General features: G+C 60.4%; 14 protein-coding genes. 10 read left to right on the top strand and 4 right to left on the bottom strand.

Annotated features, from left to right (window positions below; all coding sequences use genetic code 11):
• Window positions 1-148: 148 nt before the first annotated feature.
• Both GIW79_RS14540 and GIW79_RS14545 read right to left on the bottom strand, forming a co-directional pair.
• Window positions 149-1,543, bottom strand: a complete 1,395-nt coding sequence (locus tag GIW79_RS14540; RefSeq protein ID WP_236454568.1) for an FAD/NAD(P)-binding protein — start codon at window positions 1,541-1,543, stop codon at window positions 149-151.
• Window positions 1,544-1,565: 22 nt separating this feature from the next.
• The gene (locus GIW79_RS14545) at window positions 1,566-2,129 is read right to left on the bottom strand and encodes a helix-turn-helix domain-containing protein (protein WP_054897287.1); all 564 of its coding nucleotides are present in this window, start codon (window positions 2,127-2,129) and stop codon (window positions 1,566-1,568) included.
• A gap of 92 nt (window positions 2,130-2,221) precedes the next feature.
• Here GIW79_RS14545 and GIW79_RS14550 point away from each other — a divergent pair, with 92 nt between their 5' ends.
• From GIW79_RS14550 to GIW79_RS14595, 10 genes are all read left to right on the top strand, one after another.
• Window positions 2,222-3,151, top strand: coding sequence for a DMT family transporter (locus tag GIW79_RS14550; RefSeq protein ID WP_054897286.1), 930 nt, complete (start codon window positions 2,222-2,224; stop codon window positions 3,149-3,151).
• Between the two features lie 681 nt (window positions 3,152-3,832).
• Entirely contained in the window at window positions 3,833-6,754 is a 2,922-nt protein-coding gene (locus tag GIW79_RS14555; RefSeq protein WP_014718932.1) for a monovalent cation/H+ antiporter subunit A, read from the top strand.
• Window positions 6,754-7,098: a Na+/H+ antiporter subunit C gene (locus GIW79_RS14560; RefSeq protein ID WP_003192163.1), complete on the top strand. Its 345-nt coding sequence runs from the start codon at window positions 6,754-6,756 to the stop codon at window positions 7,096-7,098. Before GIW79_RS14555 ends, GIW79_RS14560 begins: the two co-directional genes overlap by 1 nt.
• Window positions 7,095-8,777 (top strand): monovalent cation/H+ antiporter subunit D, encoded by a 1,683-nt coding sequence (locus tag GIW79_RS14565; RefSeq protein ID WP_034127904.1) that lies wholly within the window; start codon window positions 7,095-7,097, stop codon window positions 8,775-8,777. Before GIW79_RS14560 ends, GIW79_RS14565 begins: the two co-directional genes overlap by 4 nt.
• The gene (locus GIW79_RS14570; RefSeq protein WP_014718934.1) at window positions 8,774-9,262 is read left to right on the top strand and encodes a Na+/H+ antiporter subunit E; all 489 of its coding nucleotides are present in this window, start codon (window positions 8,774-8,776) and stop codon (window positions 9,260-9,262) included. The genes GIW79_RS14565 and GIW79_RS14570 overlap by 4 nt, the downstream gene beginning before the upstream one ends.
• The gene (locus GIW79_RS14575) at window positions 9,259-9,537 is read left to right on the top strand and encodes a K+/H+ antiporter subunit F (protein WP_003192168.1); all 279 of its coding nucleotides are present in this window, start codon (window positions 9,259-9,261) and stop codon (window positions 9,535-9,537) included. The genes GIW79_RS14570 and GIW79_RS14575 overlap by 4 nt, the downstream gene beginning before the upstream one ends.
• Window positions 9,534-9,872, top strand: a complete 339-nt coding sequence (locus GIW79_RS14580; protein ID WP_236454571.1) for a Na+/H+ antiporter subunit G — start codon at window positions 9,534-9,536, stop codon at window positions 9,870-9,872. The genes GIW79_RS14575 and GIW79_RS14580 overlap by 4 nt, the downstream gene beginning before the upstream one ends.
• Window positions 9,873-10,188: 316 nt before the next feature.
• Entirely contained in the window at window positions 10,189-10,674 is a 486-nt protein-coding gene (locus GIW79_RS14585) for an Hcp family type VI secretion system effector (RefSeq protein WP_124412574.1), read from the top strand.
• Complete coding sequence (locus GIW79_RS14590) at window positions 10,671-11,384, top strand: DUF4225 domain-containing protein (RefSeq protein ID WP_127880715.1); 714 nt, start codon at window positions 10,671-10,673, stop codon at window positions 11,382-11,384. Before GIW79_RS14585 ends, GIW79_RS14590 begins: the two co-directional genes overlap by 4 nt.
• Window positions 11,385-11,389: 5 nt before the next feature.
• Entirely contained in the window at window positions 11,390-11,683 is a 294-nt protein-coding gene (locus GIW79_RS14595) for a hypothetical protein (RefSeq protein ID WP_232914648.1), read from the top strand.
• A 77-nt stretch (window positions 11,684-11,760) separates the two neighbouring features.
• On the opposite strand, the gene cysS is transcribed toward GIW79_RS14595, so the two are convergent.
• Window positions 11,761-13,143: a cysteine--tRNA ligase gene (gene cysS / locus GIW79_RS14600; protein ID WP_032902823.1), complete on the bottom strand. Its 1,383-nt coding sequence runs from the start codon at window positions 13,141-13,143 to the stop codon at window positions 11,761-11,763.
• A gap of 15 nt (window positions 13,144-13,158) precedes the next feature.
• Window positions 13,159-14,859 (bottom strand): glutamine--tRNA ligase/YqeY domain fusion protein, encoded by a 1,701-nt coding sequence (locus GIW79_RS14605; protein ID WP_003192174.1) that lies wholly within the window; start codon window positions 14,857-14,859, stop codon window positions 13,159-13,161.
• Window positions 14,860-15,033 lie beyond the last annotated feature (174 nt).

Below are 15,033 nucleotides of genomic sequence, written 5' to 3' on the forward strand. Positions count from 1 at the left end.
TACGAGTTTTGTTCCGTGGTCTCGTGGGCTCGGAGATGTTTATAAGAGACGGGATCCTGGGAGCGCTTCGCACTCCAGCGGGAGCAAGCTCCCTCGCCACAAGATTACCGGTTACTTGCATTGGGGCAATCAATACCAACTCTAACATTCAGCGCTGTGTCAGCCTGGCGGCCAGTGCCTTGGCCTGCAGCGCCACATCGGTCACCGCCGTACTCTCCCACCACATGCCCCGCAACGGCGGCCCCAGGGCGAACAGTCGCTGGCTGACCTCGCCGCGAGCATCCAGCACCGCCCCCGTTGAATCCGCCGCAATCCCCAGCGCCAGCGGCCCAGGTTGGATCAACCCGCGCTTGAGCAGTTGCTGCGGTAAAGGACGGGCCACCCGGCGCCAGTCGTATTCGATGCCGCTGGAATTGATCAGCGCAGCGCCCAACATCTTGGTGATCACATCCTCGCCACGGTAGCGCACCGCAATGGCAACCCCCTTCTGCGAAGGCACCAAGCCCTTGAACGACGCCGCCTGAATCCGCAACCGCCCTTGCCCCTGCAACCGCGCTACCAACTGCGCACTCAAGGGCGGCGAACGGTGGTGATGGCTTTCCCACCAAGGCCGTACATGCCGCACGAACTGGCGCTTCTGGGCCTCACTGGCCTGGCTCCACAGCCGCGCGATATGCCCGCGCACCGTGTCCAGCGGCGCCTGCCAGTCTGTGCCTTGCCCCAACGCGAGCTGGCATTGGCGTCGCACCTCACGCAGCAATTGTCGGGGGCTGCTCAGGCTGTGGTCAGCGGCGAGGAAGTCGTCCCAGCTCGGCGGTTGCCGGCGTACATGGGGCAACAAGCCGTGGCGCGAAAAAACCTCGATAGGCCCGCGATGGCCGGCCTGCTCCAGGGAGACCACGGCATCGACCATGGTCAGGCCCGAGCCGATGATCAGCACGGTCGATTGTGGGTCGAGCCGGGTCATCGCGGGTACATCCCAAGGGTCCAACGCGGCGGCATTCAATCCTGTGGACTCGGTCTGCGGAGTGCGCGCAGCAGGGAACATGCCGGTGGCCAATACCGCACAGGCGCCGCGCAGTTGCTCGCCAGTATCGAGGGTCAACAACACCGAGGTGGCATCGACTTGCAGGTCTACCCCTTCGGCGCGGATGTGCTCGACGCTCGATGTAGAAAGCGCCTTGGCTTGCGCCAGACGCTGCTGCGCGTACAGGCAGAAAAGCCCCCGTGGCGGGAACAGCTCGCTGATAGGCACATGCTGTTGGTTCGACTCGGGCCATCCGCCGGCGCTGATGTAGTCGGTGAGCCATTGGGTCAGGTCGTCGGCGTTGTCCGGGTCAACGCTCATACGCGCCGCATTGCCGTTCAGCGTATGGCCCAATTCGACCGCGCTGTAGGCTTCGCCGCGCCCCAGCTCAGCACGGGGTTCGACTATCAGGATGCGCCGCGTGCCCGGCAGGCGCAGCAGTTGCACGGCCAGCATCGTGCCGCTCAGGCCACCACCGATGATCAGTACATCTGCAACGCGGGTGGATTCACTCATGCCAGTTCGCCCTTATTACTGCTCAAATCACCACATTTCGAACAAACCGTACCGCCGCGTTCCCATCATTGCGATAAGCATGGGGCTGGTGGCTGGCGAACATAAAGAACTCTCCAGCCTCGATGAGATTTTCCTGATCACCTATCACCAGCGTCAGGCTGCCCTCGAACACAAACAGTTGTTCGCTCCACCCTTCCAAGTCAGGGTCCGGGCAATAACGGTCACCGGGCTCAAGCCGCCACTCCCATAATTCGACCTCACGCCGTGCCGTAGCCTTGGCCAGCAACACCGCCTTACTGCCGACAATCTCGCCCGCCCAGGCCAGCTCATTGATACGGCTGTGGTCGCGCACATCCGGCGCCTGAATCAGATCACTGAACGCCACGTCCAACGCTTCGGCGACACGGTCCAGGGTCGACAGGCTGACGTTCTTCTCCCCTGCTTCTATCGCCACCAGCATGCGCCGGCTGACCCCGGACTTTTCCGAGAGCGCGGTCTGGCTCAAGTCGGCGGCATGGCGCAGGCGACGAACGTTCTGGCTGACGTGCTGCAGGACCGAAGCCCGTTGCGGATTTTCTTTGTGCACTATATTGCTCAATAGGTGGGTGTGCGCAGTATACTGCCCAGCGTGCGGCGCATTGTGCGGTCCGTGCTTTCCCCTTGCAAGACCGAGCCGCCATGACCGCCCCGAACTCCCCTTCGCGTTTCAACCGTTTCAGTAAAGCCGAATGCATCCTGGTGGTGATCACCATGATCTGGGGCGGCACCTTTTTGCTGGTGCAGCACGCCATGGCGGTCAGCGGGCCGATGTTTTTTGTGGGGCTGCGCTTCGCGGCGGCGACGATTGTGGTGGGGTTCTTTTCCTTGCGCACCCTGCGCGACCTGACCCTGTTCGAATTGAAGGCCGGGGTGTTTATCGGGGTGGCGATCATGTTCGGCTACGGTTTGCAGACCATTGGCCTGCAAACCATCTTGAGCAGCCAATCGGCGTTTATCACCGCCTTGTATGTGCCGTTCGTACCGCTGTTGCAGTGGCTGGTGCTTGGCCGTCGCCCCGGCTTGATGCCCAGCATCGGCATCATGTTGGCGTTTGCGGGGTTGATGCTGTTGACCGGCCCGGCGGGGGCCTCGCTGAATTTCAGCGCGGGTGAAATCGCCACCTTGATCGGTGCAGTGGCCATAGCGGCCGAGATCATCTTGATCAGCGCATTTGCCGGCCAGGTGGATATTCGTCGGGTGACCGTGGTGCAACTGGCCACCGCTTCGGTGCTGTCCTTCATGATGGTGGTGCCCATGGGCGAGGCGTTGCCGGGCTTTTCTTGGCTGTTGCTGTTCAGTGCCGTGGGCCTGGGCTTGACCAGTGCGGTGATCCAAGTGGCGATGAACTGGGCACAGCAGAGTGTCTCGCCAACGCGGGCGACGTTGATTTATGCCGGTGAGCCGGTGTGGGCAGGCGTTGTGGGGCGAATCGCCGGGGAGCGGTTCCCACCGATCGCGATGCTGGGCGCGGTGCTGATTGTGGTGGCGGTGATTGTGAGTGAATTGAAGACCAAGGGGCAGAAGGCCGTTGAGTTGGCAGAGGCGTTGGAGGAGGAGCGGCAGGGGTAGTTTGCGATCAACGGTAACCACGATGCGAAGCGAGCCGCTCTTGATCTTGCTCTTGATCTGCTTGTGATCTTGATCTCAGGCGCTCCGTTAAACCACGCTGGCCGAGCGCAGGCTTGAATCCGTGGGTAACCCGGCAGGACGGCGGCCCACGGATTCAAGACTGTGTTCGGGCACACCGAGCCTAAGCGAGGTGCCGAGTGGTGGGGCAAGAGCCCTTTGGTTACTCTGGGGCTCTTTTCCAAAGTGACCCGCCGTCAGGCGGAACCCTAAGTAGCCGTTACCGCAGCAATGGATATGTACACAATCCAACCTTCTAGACTGCCAGACCGCCTTCACGAGCAAGCCCTCTCCCACAGTTTGATCGCGGGGTGTCAGGGAGATAGGTGTCGGCTGTCAGGCCGTCTTCGCAGGCAAGCCAGCTCCCACAATTGGATCGTGGGGTGTCAGGGAGATAAGCGTCGACTGTCAGCCCGTCACGGGAGCAAGCTCCCTCGCCACAGGTACGGCGTCGCTGCAGATAACGGCTCCCACAGAGGTCTGCATTTTAATTCAAGGGCAGGTTGAAACAGTGCCAAATGGGAGGTTTCAGCCTACCTTGTAGGATCCTGCCACATCTTGCCGTTTGGTGATCGTGAAAGCGGCACGTATGATGCATCCCAAACTCCCGCAGATTAGAAGCCTATGTCCCTGATAGTTCTACTGCTTCTGCCTTTTATCGGCAGCTGTCTGGCGGCCTTGCTGCCGCATAACGCACGTAACACCGAATCGCTGTTGGCCGGCCTTGTGGCACTGGTCGGTACTATTCAAGTCGCCCTGCTCTACCCTCAGATCGCCCACGGTGGCGTGATCCGCGAAGAATTCATGTGGTTGCCCAGCCTGGGGCTCAACTTCGTGTTGCGCATGGATGGGTTTGCCTGGCTGTTCTCGATGCTGGTGCTGGGCATCGGCACGCTGGTGTCGCTGTATGCGCGCTACTACATGTCGCCGGACGACCCGGTTCCGCGTTTCTTTGCATTTTTCCTGGCGTTCATGGGCGCCATGCTGGGTTTGGTGATCTCCGGCAACCTGATCCAGATCGTATTCTTCTGGGAACTGACCAGCCTGTTCTCGTTCCTGTTGATCGGCTATTGGCACCACCGTGCAGATGCGCGACGTGGTGCGTATATGGCGCTGATGGTCACTGGCGCAGGTGGGCTGTGCCTGTTGGCGGGAGTGATGCTGCTGGGGCATATCGTCGGCAGCTATGACCTGGACCAGGTGCTGGCGGCGGGCGATCAGATTCGCGCGCATTCGCTGTACCCGGTCATGCTCGCCCTGGTGCTGATCGGCGCCTTGAGCAAAAGCGCGCAGTTCCCCTTCCATTTCTGGCTGCCCCATGCCATGGCGGCGCCCACCCCGGTTTCGGCTTACCTGCACTCGGCGACGATGGTGAAGGCCGGCGTGTTCCTGCTGGCCCGCCTGTGGCCGTCGCTGTCCGGCAGCGAAGAATGGTTCTGGATCGTCGGCGGTGCCGGCGCCCTCACTCTCCTCCTCGGCGCTTACTGCGCCATGTTTCAAAACGATCTCAAGGGCCTGCTGGCCTATTCCACCATCAGCCACCTCGGGCTGATCACCCTGCTGCTGGGCCTCAACAGCCCACTGGCCGCAGTTGCCGCAGTATTCCACATTCTCAACCACGCCACCTTCAAGGCTTCGCTGTTCATGGCGGCGGGCATCATCGACCACGAAAGCGGCACGCGGGATATCCGCAAGCTCAGTGGGCTGGTGCGCCTGATCCCGTTTACCGCGACCCTGGCGATGGTCGCCAGCGCGTCCATGGCCGGGGTGCCGTTGCTCAATGGCTTCCTGTCCAAAGAGATGTTCTTTGCCGAAACCGTGTTTATCTCGTCGACCCAATGGGTGGAAATCGCCCTGCCGGTGATCGCGACCATTGCCGGTACATTCAGCGTGGCCTATGCCCTGCGTTTTACCGTGGACGTGTTCTTCGGCCCGCCCGCCACCGACTTGCCGCACACGCCCCACGAGCCGCCGCGCTGGATGCGCGCACCCGTCGAGCTGTTGGTGTTCACCTGTCTGCTGGTGGGGATTTTCCCGGCCCAGGTGGTCGGCTCGATCCTCGCCGCTGCCGCCCTGCCGGTGGTGGGCGGTACGCTACCGGAATATAGCCTGGCGATCTGGCACGGCTGGAACGCGCCGATGATCATGAGCCTGGTGGCAATGACCGGCGGCGTGGTGCTGTACCTGATGCTGCGCAAGCAACTCAAGCGTGGCCGCTTCGAATACCCACCGCTGATCGGCTACTTCAACGGCAAGCGCGGTTTCGAGCGCTGCCTGGTGGTGATGATGCGCGGCGTGCGCCGCATCGAGAAACGCATCAGCACCAAGCGCCTGCAAACCCAGTTGTTCCTGTTGGTGCTGCTGGCAGTGATCGGCGCGATGATCCCGATGATCAACAGTGGCCTCAGCTGGGGCGACCGCCCGAAAATCCCGGGTTCCATCGTCTTCGTGACCCTGTGGTTGCTGGCGATTGCCTGCGCCCTCGGCGCCGCCTGGCAAGCCAAGTACCACCGGCTGGCGGCCCTGACCATGGTCAGCGTGTGCGGCCTGATGACCTGCGTCACCTTCGTGTGGTTCTCGGCGCCGGACCTGGCCCTCACCCAATTGGTGGTGGAAGTGGTCACCACCGTGCTGATCCTGCTCGGCCTGCGCTGGCTGCCAAGGCGGATCGAAGAGGTCTCACCCCTGCCCAGCTCGCTGCGCAAGGCGCGTATCCGCCGCCTGCGTGACTTGCTGCTCTCCACTGTGGTGGGCGGCGGCATGGCGCTGTTGTCCTACGCGATGCTGACCCGCCAGACGCCCAACGATATCTCCTCGTTCTACTTAAGCCGTGCCCTGCCCGAAGGCGGCGGCAGCAATGTGGTGAACGTGATGCTGGTGGACTTCCGTGGCTTCGACACCCTGGGCGAAATCACCGTACTGGGCGCTGTGGCCTTGACCGTGTACGCCTTGCTGCGCCGCTTCCGCCCGTCCAAGGAAAGCATGGAATTGCCACCCCAACAGCGCCAACTGGCGCCGGACGTGGCCACCGACCTGGTCAACCCGCGCCAGGCCAGCGACACCGCCCTGGGCTTTATGATGGTGCCGGCGGTGCTGGTGCGCCTGTTGCTGCCGATAGCGCTGGTGGTGTCGTTTTATCTGTTCATGCGCGGCCACAACCAACCTGGGGGTGGTTTCGTCGCCGGGCTGGTGATGTCGGTGGCGTTTATCCTGCAATACATGGTCGCCGGCACCCAGTGGGTCGAGGCGCAGATGAGCCTGCGGCCGATGCGCTGGATGGGCTTCGGCCTGCTGTCAGCCACCTTGACCGGGCTGGGTGCGCTGTTCGCCGGGTACCCGTTCCTCACTACGCATACCTGGCATTTCAGCCTGCCGCTACTGGGCGATATTCATATTGCCAGTGCGCTGTTCTTTGACGTCGGCGTGTACGCCATGGTCGTGGGCTCGACCCTGTTGATGCTCACCGCCCTCGGCCACCAGTCGGTGCGCGCGCATAAACCGAGCAACCAGCCCAAAGTGGTTGCTGCAACCGAAGGAGCCGCCTGATGGAAGAAGTCATCGCAATAGCCATTGGGGTCCTGGCGGCCTCCGGCGTCTGGTTGATCCTGCGGCCACGGACGTTCCAGGTGGTCATGGGTTTGTGCCTGCTGTCCTACGGCGTCAACCTGTTCATCTTCAGCATGGGCAGCCTGTTTATCGGCAAGGAGCCGATCATCAAGGACGGCGTGCCCCAAGACCTGCTCAACTACACCGACCCACTGCCTCAGGCCCTGGTGCTCACGGCCATCGTGATCAGCTTCGCCATGACCGCGTTGTTCCTGGTGGTGCTGCTGGCATCCCGGGGCCTCACCGGCACTGACCATGTAGACGGCCGGGAGCCCAAGGAATGACGTGGATGAATCAACTGATCGTCGCGCCGATCCTGCTGCCGCTGCTCACCGCCGGGCTGATGCTGATGCTGGGCGAGAAACGCCGCCCACTCAAAGCCCAGATCAATCTGTGCTCCAGCATCGCCGGACTGGGCGTTGCCGTGCTGCTGTTGTACTGGACGCAACAAGGCGGCCCCGGCTCGATTGGTGTGTATCTGCCGGGCAACTGGCAGGTGCCGTTCGGCATCGTCCTGGTGGTGGACCAACTGTCGGCGATGATGCTGGTGCTGACCGGGGTTATCGGCGTCAGCGCGCTGCTGTTCGCCATGGCCCGCTGGGACCGTGCGGGCACCAGCTTCCATGCCCTGTTCCAGATCCAACTGATGGGGCTGTATGGCGCCTTCCTCACCGCCGACCTGTTCAACCTGTTCGTGTTCTTCGAAGTGCTGCTGGCCGCCTCCTACGGCCTGATGCTGCACGGTTCCGGCCGTGCGCGGGTGTCGTCGGGGCTGCATTACATTGCGATCAACCTGCTGGCGTCGTCGCTGTTCCTGATCGGCGCGGCGATGATCTACGGCGTCACCGGCACGCTGAACTTCGCCGACCTGGCGTTGAAAATCCCGCTGGTGCCGGAGGCCGATCGCGGCCTGTTGCATGCCGGTGCAGCGATCCTGGCTACGGCGTTCCTGGCCAAGGCCGGCATGTGGCCGCTGAACTTCTGGCTGGCACCCGCCTATTCCTCGGCCAGCGCGCCGGTGGCGGCAATGTTCGCGATCATGACCAAGGTCGGCGTGTACACCGTGCTGCGCCTGTGGACCCTGCTGTTCTCCGGCCAGGCCGGGGCTTCGGCACTGTTTGGCGGCGATTGGCTGGTGTATGGCGGCATGGCGACCATCATTTGCGCGGCACTGGCGATGGTGGCGGCGCAGCGTCTGGAACGCATGGCCAGCCTGAGTATCCTGGTGTCGGCCGGAATTCTGCTGTCAGCGGTAGGGTTTGCCCAGCCGAGCCTGACCGCTGGGGCGCTGTTCTATCTGGTCAGCTCCACCCTGGCACTGAGTGCATTATTTTTGCTGGCGGAATTGATCGAGCGTTCGCGTTCGGCCAACGACCTGCCGCTGGATGAGGAGATTGATGCGCTGCCCAAAGCCATGGAATCGCTGCATCCGCGCCCGGGCGTGAACCTGGACGATGAGCAAAAAGCAGTGATCGGCCAGGTCATCCCTTGGACCATGGCCTTCCTGGGCCTGAGCTTTATCGCCTGCGCGCTGCTGATTATCGGCATGCCGCCGCTGTCCGGGTTTATCGGCAAGCTCAGCCTGTTGAGCGCGCTGATCAACCCACTGGGCTTGGGCAACGCCGTGGACGAGTCCATCCGCCCGGCGGCCTGGGGCCTGGTGGCGCTGCTGATTCTCTCTGGCCTGGCCTCGCTCATCGCTTTCGCCCGCCTCGGCATCCAGCGCTTCTGGACCCCGGAAGAACGCCCATCACCGCTGCTGCGCCGCTACGAGTGTGTGCCGATCTTCCTGCTGCTGGGGTTGAGCATCGCGCTGACCTTCAAGGCCGAGGCGCTGATGCGCTACACCCAGGCCACTGCCGAAAGCCTGAACAACCCGGAACACTACGTGATGGCAGTGCTCGCGACCCGGCCAGTGCCGAGCCCTGAAGCCAAGGCCGCCGCCCTGGAGGTGCAGCCATGAAGCGTCTGTTCCCGGCTCCCTGGCTGTCGTTGGCGTTGTGGGTATTGTGGCTGGTGCTGAACTTGTCGATCAGCCCCGGCAACCTGCTGCTGGGCGCACTGTTGGGCTTTCTTGCGCCGCTGATGATGGCGCCGCTGCGCCCGCTGCCGATCCGCATCCGCCGCCCTGGGGTGATCATCCGCCTGTTTTTCCGGGTCGGCCTCGATGTGATCATCTCCAACCTGCACGTGGCATGGGGCGTACTCACCTGCGGCTCCCGCCCACCGCGCTCGCGCTTTATCAAGATCCCCCTGGACCTGCGCGACGCCAACGGTCTGGCTGTGCTGGCGATGATCACCAGCGTGACCCCCGGTACCGTCTGGTCGGAGCTGGCCCTGGACCGCAGCATCCTGCTGCTGCACGTTTTCGACCTGGATGACGAAGCCTCGTTTATCCAGCAATTCAAGCACGCCTACGAACGGCCCCTGATGGAGATCTTCGAATGAGCGCCCTGCTCGCCAATGCGATCCTGTTCAGCCTGTTCCTGTTCTCCCTGGCCATGGTGCTGACCCTGGTGCGCCTGTTCAAAGGCCCCTCGGCCCAGGACCGGGTACTGGCGCTGGACTACCTGTACATCCTGGCGATGCTGATGATGCTGACCCTGGGTATTCGCTATGCCAGCGACACTTACTTTGAAGCGGCGCTATTGATCGCGCTGTTCGGCTTCGTCGGCTCGTTCGCCCTGGCCAAATTCCTGCTGCGTGGCGAGGTGATTGAATGATGCCGTTATGGGTTGAAATTATCGTGGCGGCGTTGCTGTTGCTCAGCGGCCTGTTTGCCTTGATTGGCGCGATTGGCTTGCTGCGGATGAAGGCGTTTTTCCAACGCATGCACCCACCGGCACTGGCCTCGACGTTGGGGGCGTGGAGCGTGGCGCTGGCGTCGATCATCTACTTTTCAACGCTCAAATCCGGGCCGGTGTTGCACGGCTGGTTGATTCCGATTTTGCTCGCGATCACCGTGCCGGTCACCACACTGCTACTGGCGCGAACCGCCCTGTTCCGCAAACGCATGGCCGGCGATGACGTCCCCGCCGAAGTCAGCAGCCGCCGCTGACTCTTCAGGCGAATTCAGTAAAAATGTGGGAGCTGGCTTGCCTGCGATAGCGGTTTATCAGTTACAGCATCATTGACTGAAACTGCGCTATCGCAGGCAAGCCAGCTCCCACCATTTGGTTTGGCGCCAGGCAAAAGAGCGGATACGCGCCGCCAATTGCGCCAGCTCAGCATCATCGGCCCGCACCAAGTCGAAATCCCAGACAAAAATCGAATAATCCTACATCCTACTCGCACGATAAAAGGCGAAACATCCGATATTTCCTATTTACATTCTTTTGTATGTTTATGGCGAATAAATCAGGATGCCAACGTCCATGGCTAACCACGGCTACATGTCCATTAACGGAAAATCTCAAGGCCTGATCTCGGCTGGTTGCTCAACCCAAGACTCCATCGGCAACAAGTGCCAGGAGGGGCACCGAGACGAAATCATGGTGATGTCCTTCAATCACAATATGCTCAACACCGGCAATGTCAGAGCTTCCACTCACGGCCCGGTGGTCATCACAAAAAACATTGATAAATCCTCGCCCTTGTTGGCCGTGGCGTTATCCAACAGAGAAGAACTGAACTGCGTCATCAACTTCTATCGAATTTCACAGTTTGGTCGGCACGAAAAATACTACACCGTCGATATAAGGGGCTGCATCATTGCCAGCCTGACCGTGGACGTTCCCCATTCCGTACTCCTGAATGATGTAGACGCACAAGAACATCTGTCGATTCGTTATCGGGAAATTATCTGGACACATCACATCGCGGGGACCAGCGGCTATGGCTCATGGGAAACCGGGCGATGAAATCAAAGAACAAAAATCAAACACCGAGCTTTTATGACTTATGGGTCGTCAGCCAAGCCGCAGGCAACCTGACCAGCCAGGCTTGCACAATCAGCGCTCGTCATCTGCAGGACGGTGTGACTCGCTCGATATTCAATCGGGAAGTGGCCTATTACGCTCGCAGTATTGTTAACGATGTGGAGCAGGGAAAAAAGACCGTCGCAGAGGGGCTGATCGAGATAAAAAAAGAGCAGCGTAGTTTGCTGGATCAGTCAATAGCAATTGGGAGAAATGGAATTGGAGCCGTTGCAGGCGCGCTTCAAATAGCTACTGGTGCCGGAATTTGCTACGCATCGGTGGGTACCCTGTGCCTCGTCGCAGGAGTGCCATTAATGGCACATGGCGCTAATAATTTATATGAAGGTGGACACAACCTAGTAACAGGTAGATCCGATACCGTCGGTCCGGTTCGTACAGCATATCAATCAGTTGCATCCGCCGTCGGTCACGGAGAGCGGGAAGCAAACATGGCCTACGGCGCCGTTGATATTAGCCTATCTATCTACAGCACTGTAAGACATATATACAAACCAGATGCTTGGCGTTTATTTAGGTATTTGGATTCAGACCGGATACGAGCCTATAAAACCATGACACCAACTTCGCTGACAGCGGAGGCCGCAACAGATGCAATCACATTAAAGCAACTACATGAAGAGTCTAAAAAGTGATTATTATGGCTTTTCTAATACTCTCGCCACTGGGGCTGTTATTCGCTTACTGGCTTAGAGTTATCTTCTCCGGCAAAGGACTTGGATATACAAAAATCTATATCAGCTTAGCAGTCAATATTTTCTTTATGATGACACATATGGAAATCGCTCAATTTGACAAATACTTATACTTCGGTACTCATCCAGAAGTCATCGAAAACTATCCAATCATTGGCTGGATCGCACTAGCGTTCTTCATACTGCATGCACTCGCACTCCCAGTTAAACGCGACTTGAACTGGTGGTGGAAACGCTAAGTGACATCGCTATTTTTTGTAAAAAAACGCCCCGAACCAGTCAGGGCGTTTTTCATTCAGCGTGCAGCTATCAACGGTCAGTCAGCCAACCGCCACGTCGTCCCACCCTTGCCGTCTTCCAACACCACACCCATCGCGGTCAGTTGGTCGCGGATACGGTCGGATTCCGCCCAGTCTTTATTGGTGCGAGCCGCCAGACGCGCCTGGATCAGTGCATCTACCTCAGCGGCATCCACACGCCCTTCAGCGCCGGCTTGCAGGAAGTCATCGGCCTCCATCTGCAACACGCCCAGCACGCTGGCCAGTTCTTTCAGACGCGCCGCCAGGCCCGCCGCTGCGTCGATATCGGTCTCGCGCAAGCGGTTGATCTCGCGCACCATCTCGAACAGCACGGCGCAGGCTTCCGGGGTACCGAAGTCGTCGTTCATCACTTCGGTGAAGCGTGCCACGAAGGCTTCGCCGCCTGCCGGCGCCACCGCAGGCAAACCTTTCAACGCGTGGTAGAAACGCTCCAGGGCGCCCTTGGCGTCCTTGAGGTTGTCTTCCGAGTAGTTGATGGCGCTGCGGTAGTGGCTGGACACCAGCAGGTAACGCACCACTTCCGGGTGGTACTTTTCCAGCACGTCGCGGATGGTGAAGAAGTTGTTCAAGGACTTGGACATCTTCTCGCCATTGATGCGGATCATGCCGCAGTGCATCCAGGCGTTGGCGTAGGTCTTGCCTGTGGCGGCTTCGCTCTGGGCGATTTCGTTTTCGTGGTGCGGGAACTCAAGGTCGCTGCCGCCGCCATGAATGTCGAAGGTCTCGCCCAGGCAGCAGGTGGACATCACCGAGCATTCGATGTGCCAGCCCGGACGCCCGGCGCCCCACGGCGACTCCCAGCTCGGCTCGCCCGGCTTTGTACCTTTCCACAGTACGAAGTCGAGCGGGTCCTGCTTGGCTTCGTCGACTTCGATCCGCGCGCCGATGCGCAGGTCTTCGATCTTTTTGCGCGACAGCTTGCCGTAGCCCATGAACTTGGCGACGCGGTAGTACACGTCGCCGTTGCCTGGGGCGTAGGCGTAGCCCTTGTCGATCAGGGTCTGGATCATCGCGTGCATGCCAGGGATGTGGTCCGTGGCACGCGGTTCCATGTCCGGCTTGAGGATGTTGAGGCGCGCCTCGTCCTCGTGCATGGCGGCGATCATGCGCTCGGTCAGCGCGTCGAACGACTCGCCGTTTTCGTTGGCACGGTTGATGATCTTGTCGTCGATGTCGGTGATGTTGCGCACGTACGTCAAGTCATAGCCGCTGAAACGCAACCAGCGGGTCACCAGGTCGAAGGCAACCATGCTGCGGCCGTGGCCGATGTGGCAGTAGTCGTACACGGTCATGCCGCACACGTACATGCGCACCTTGTTGCCGTCCAGCGGCTTGAAGACTTCTTTGGTCTTGCTGAGCGTGTTGTAGATCGTTAGCACGATGTTTCCCTTAAATCACTGGCCCCACGAATCTCGCAAGGTCACGGTACGGTTGAATACCGGAGCGCCTGGTTTCGAGTCCTTGATATCCGCGCAGAAGTAGCCTTCGCGCTCGAACTGGAAACGGTCTTCCGGCTGTGCGTCGCCAAGCGATGGCTCGGCACGACAACCTGTGAGCACTTGCAGGGAATCAGGGTTGATGTTGTCGAGGAAACTCGCGCTGTCTTCAGCCTTCTCAGGGTTTGGCGAGCGGAACAGACGATCGTACAGGCGCACTTCGCATTCGATGCTGGCAGCGGCCGGCACCCAGTGGACCACACCCTTGACCTTGCGGCCTTCAGGGTTCTTGCCCAGGGTGTCCGGATCGTACGAGCAGCGCAGCTCGACGATGTTGCCGTCGGCGTCCTTGATCGCTTCGTCCGCACGAATCACGTAACTGCCGCGCAGGCGCACTTCGCCGTTCGGCTCCAGGCGCTTGTAGCCTTTTGGCGGCTCTTCCATGAAGTCGTCACGGTCGATGTAGATCTCGCGGGCGAATGGCAACTTGCGCACGCCCAGCTCTTCTTTCTGCGGATGACGCGGCAGTTCGAGGTTCTCGACCTGGCCTTCCGGGTAGTTGGTAATCACGACTTTCAACGGGCGCAGCACGCACATGGCGCGCGGGGCGTTGGCGTCGAGGTCCTGACGGATGCTGAATTCGAGCATGCCGAAATCGACCACGCCGTCGGAGCGGTTGGTGCCGACCATATCGCAGAAGTTGCGGATCGACGCCGGGGTGTAGCCACGGCGGCGGAAGCCCGACAGCGTGGACATGCGCGGGTCGTCCCAGCCATGCACGTGTTTTTCATCGACCAGTTGCTTGAGCTTGCGCTTGCTGGTGATGGTGTAGTTCAGGTTCAGGCGGCTGAACTCGTACTGACGTGGGTGCGCCGGGACCGGCAGGCTGTCCAGGAACCACTCGTACAGCGGGCGATGGCTCTCGAACTCCAGGGTGCAGATGGAATGGGTGATGCCTTCGATGGCGTCCGACTGACCGTGGGTGAAGTCGTAGTTGGGGTAGATGCACCACTTGTCACCGGTCTGGTGGTGATGGGCATGGCGGATGCGGTACATGATCGGGTCGCGCAGGTTCATGTTCGGCGAGGCCATGTCGATCTTGGCGCGCAGCACGCGGGCGCCGTCCGGGAATTCGCCGGCGCGCATACGGTTGAACCAGTCCAGGTTCTCTTCCACCGAACGGTCGCGGAACGGGCTGTTCTTGCCCGGCTCGGTCAGCGTGCCACGGTACTCCTTGGCCTGCTCCGGGGTCAGGTCGTCCACATAGGCCTTGCCGGCCTTGATCAGCTCGACGGCCCAGTCGAACAACTGGTCGAAATACTTGGAGGCATAGCGCACTTCACCGGACCATTCGAAGCCCAGCCACTTGATGTCGCTTTCGATGGCGTCGATGTATTCCTGGTCTTCCTTGGCCGGGTTGGTGTCGTCGAAACGCAGGTGCGTGACGCCACCGAACTCCTGGGCCAGGCCGAAGTTCACACAGATGGACTTGGCGTGGCCGATGTGCAGATAGCCGTTGGGCTCAGGTGGGAAACGAGTGACGATCTGCGTGTGCTTGCCCGAATCCAGGTCCGCCTGGATGATCGGGCGCAGGAAATTGACCGGGACGGCAGGTCCGGCCTTGGTATTCGAGGTAGGGTCGACAGTGGGCTTGCTCATAGGATCCTTGAACAGACAGGTGCATGGCCAGGTGGGGCCAGATAAAACAAAGGGCTCATAATAGCCGAAGCAGTCAAGACACATACAGAGCGCGGCCAATTAATTGCCCGGGCGGTAAAAAACCACCTCGAAATTCCCGCAGGGCACGCTAAACTGCGCGCCTTGGCCGTCGTT

It is taken from the genome of Pseudomonas sp. PA-7-1E (assembly GCF_021605325.1).
Lineage (GTDB): Bacteria > Pseudomonadota > Gammaproteobacteria > Pseudomonadales > Pseudomonadaceae > Aquipseudomonas > Aquipseudomonas fluorescens_BV.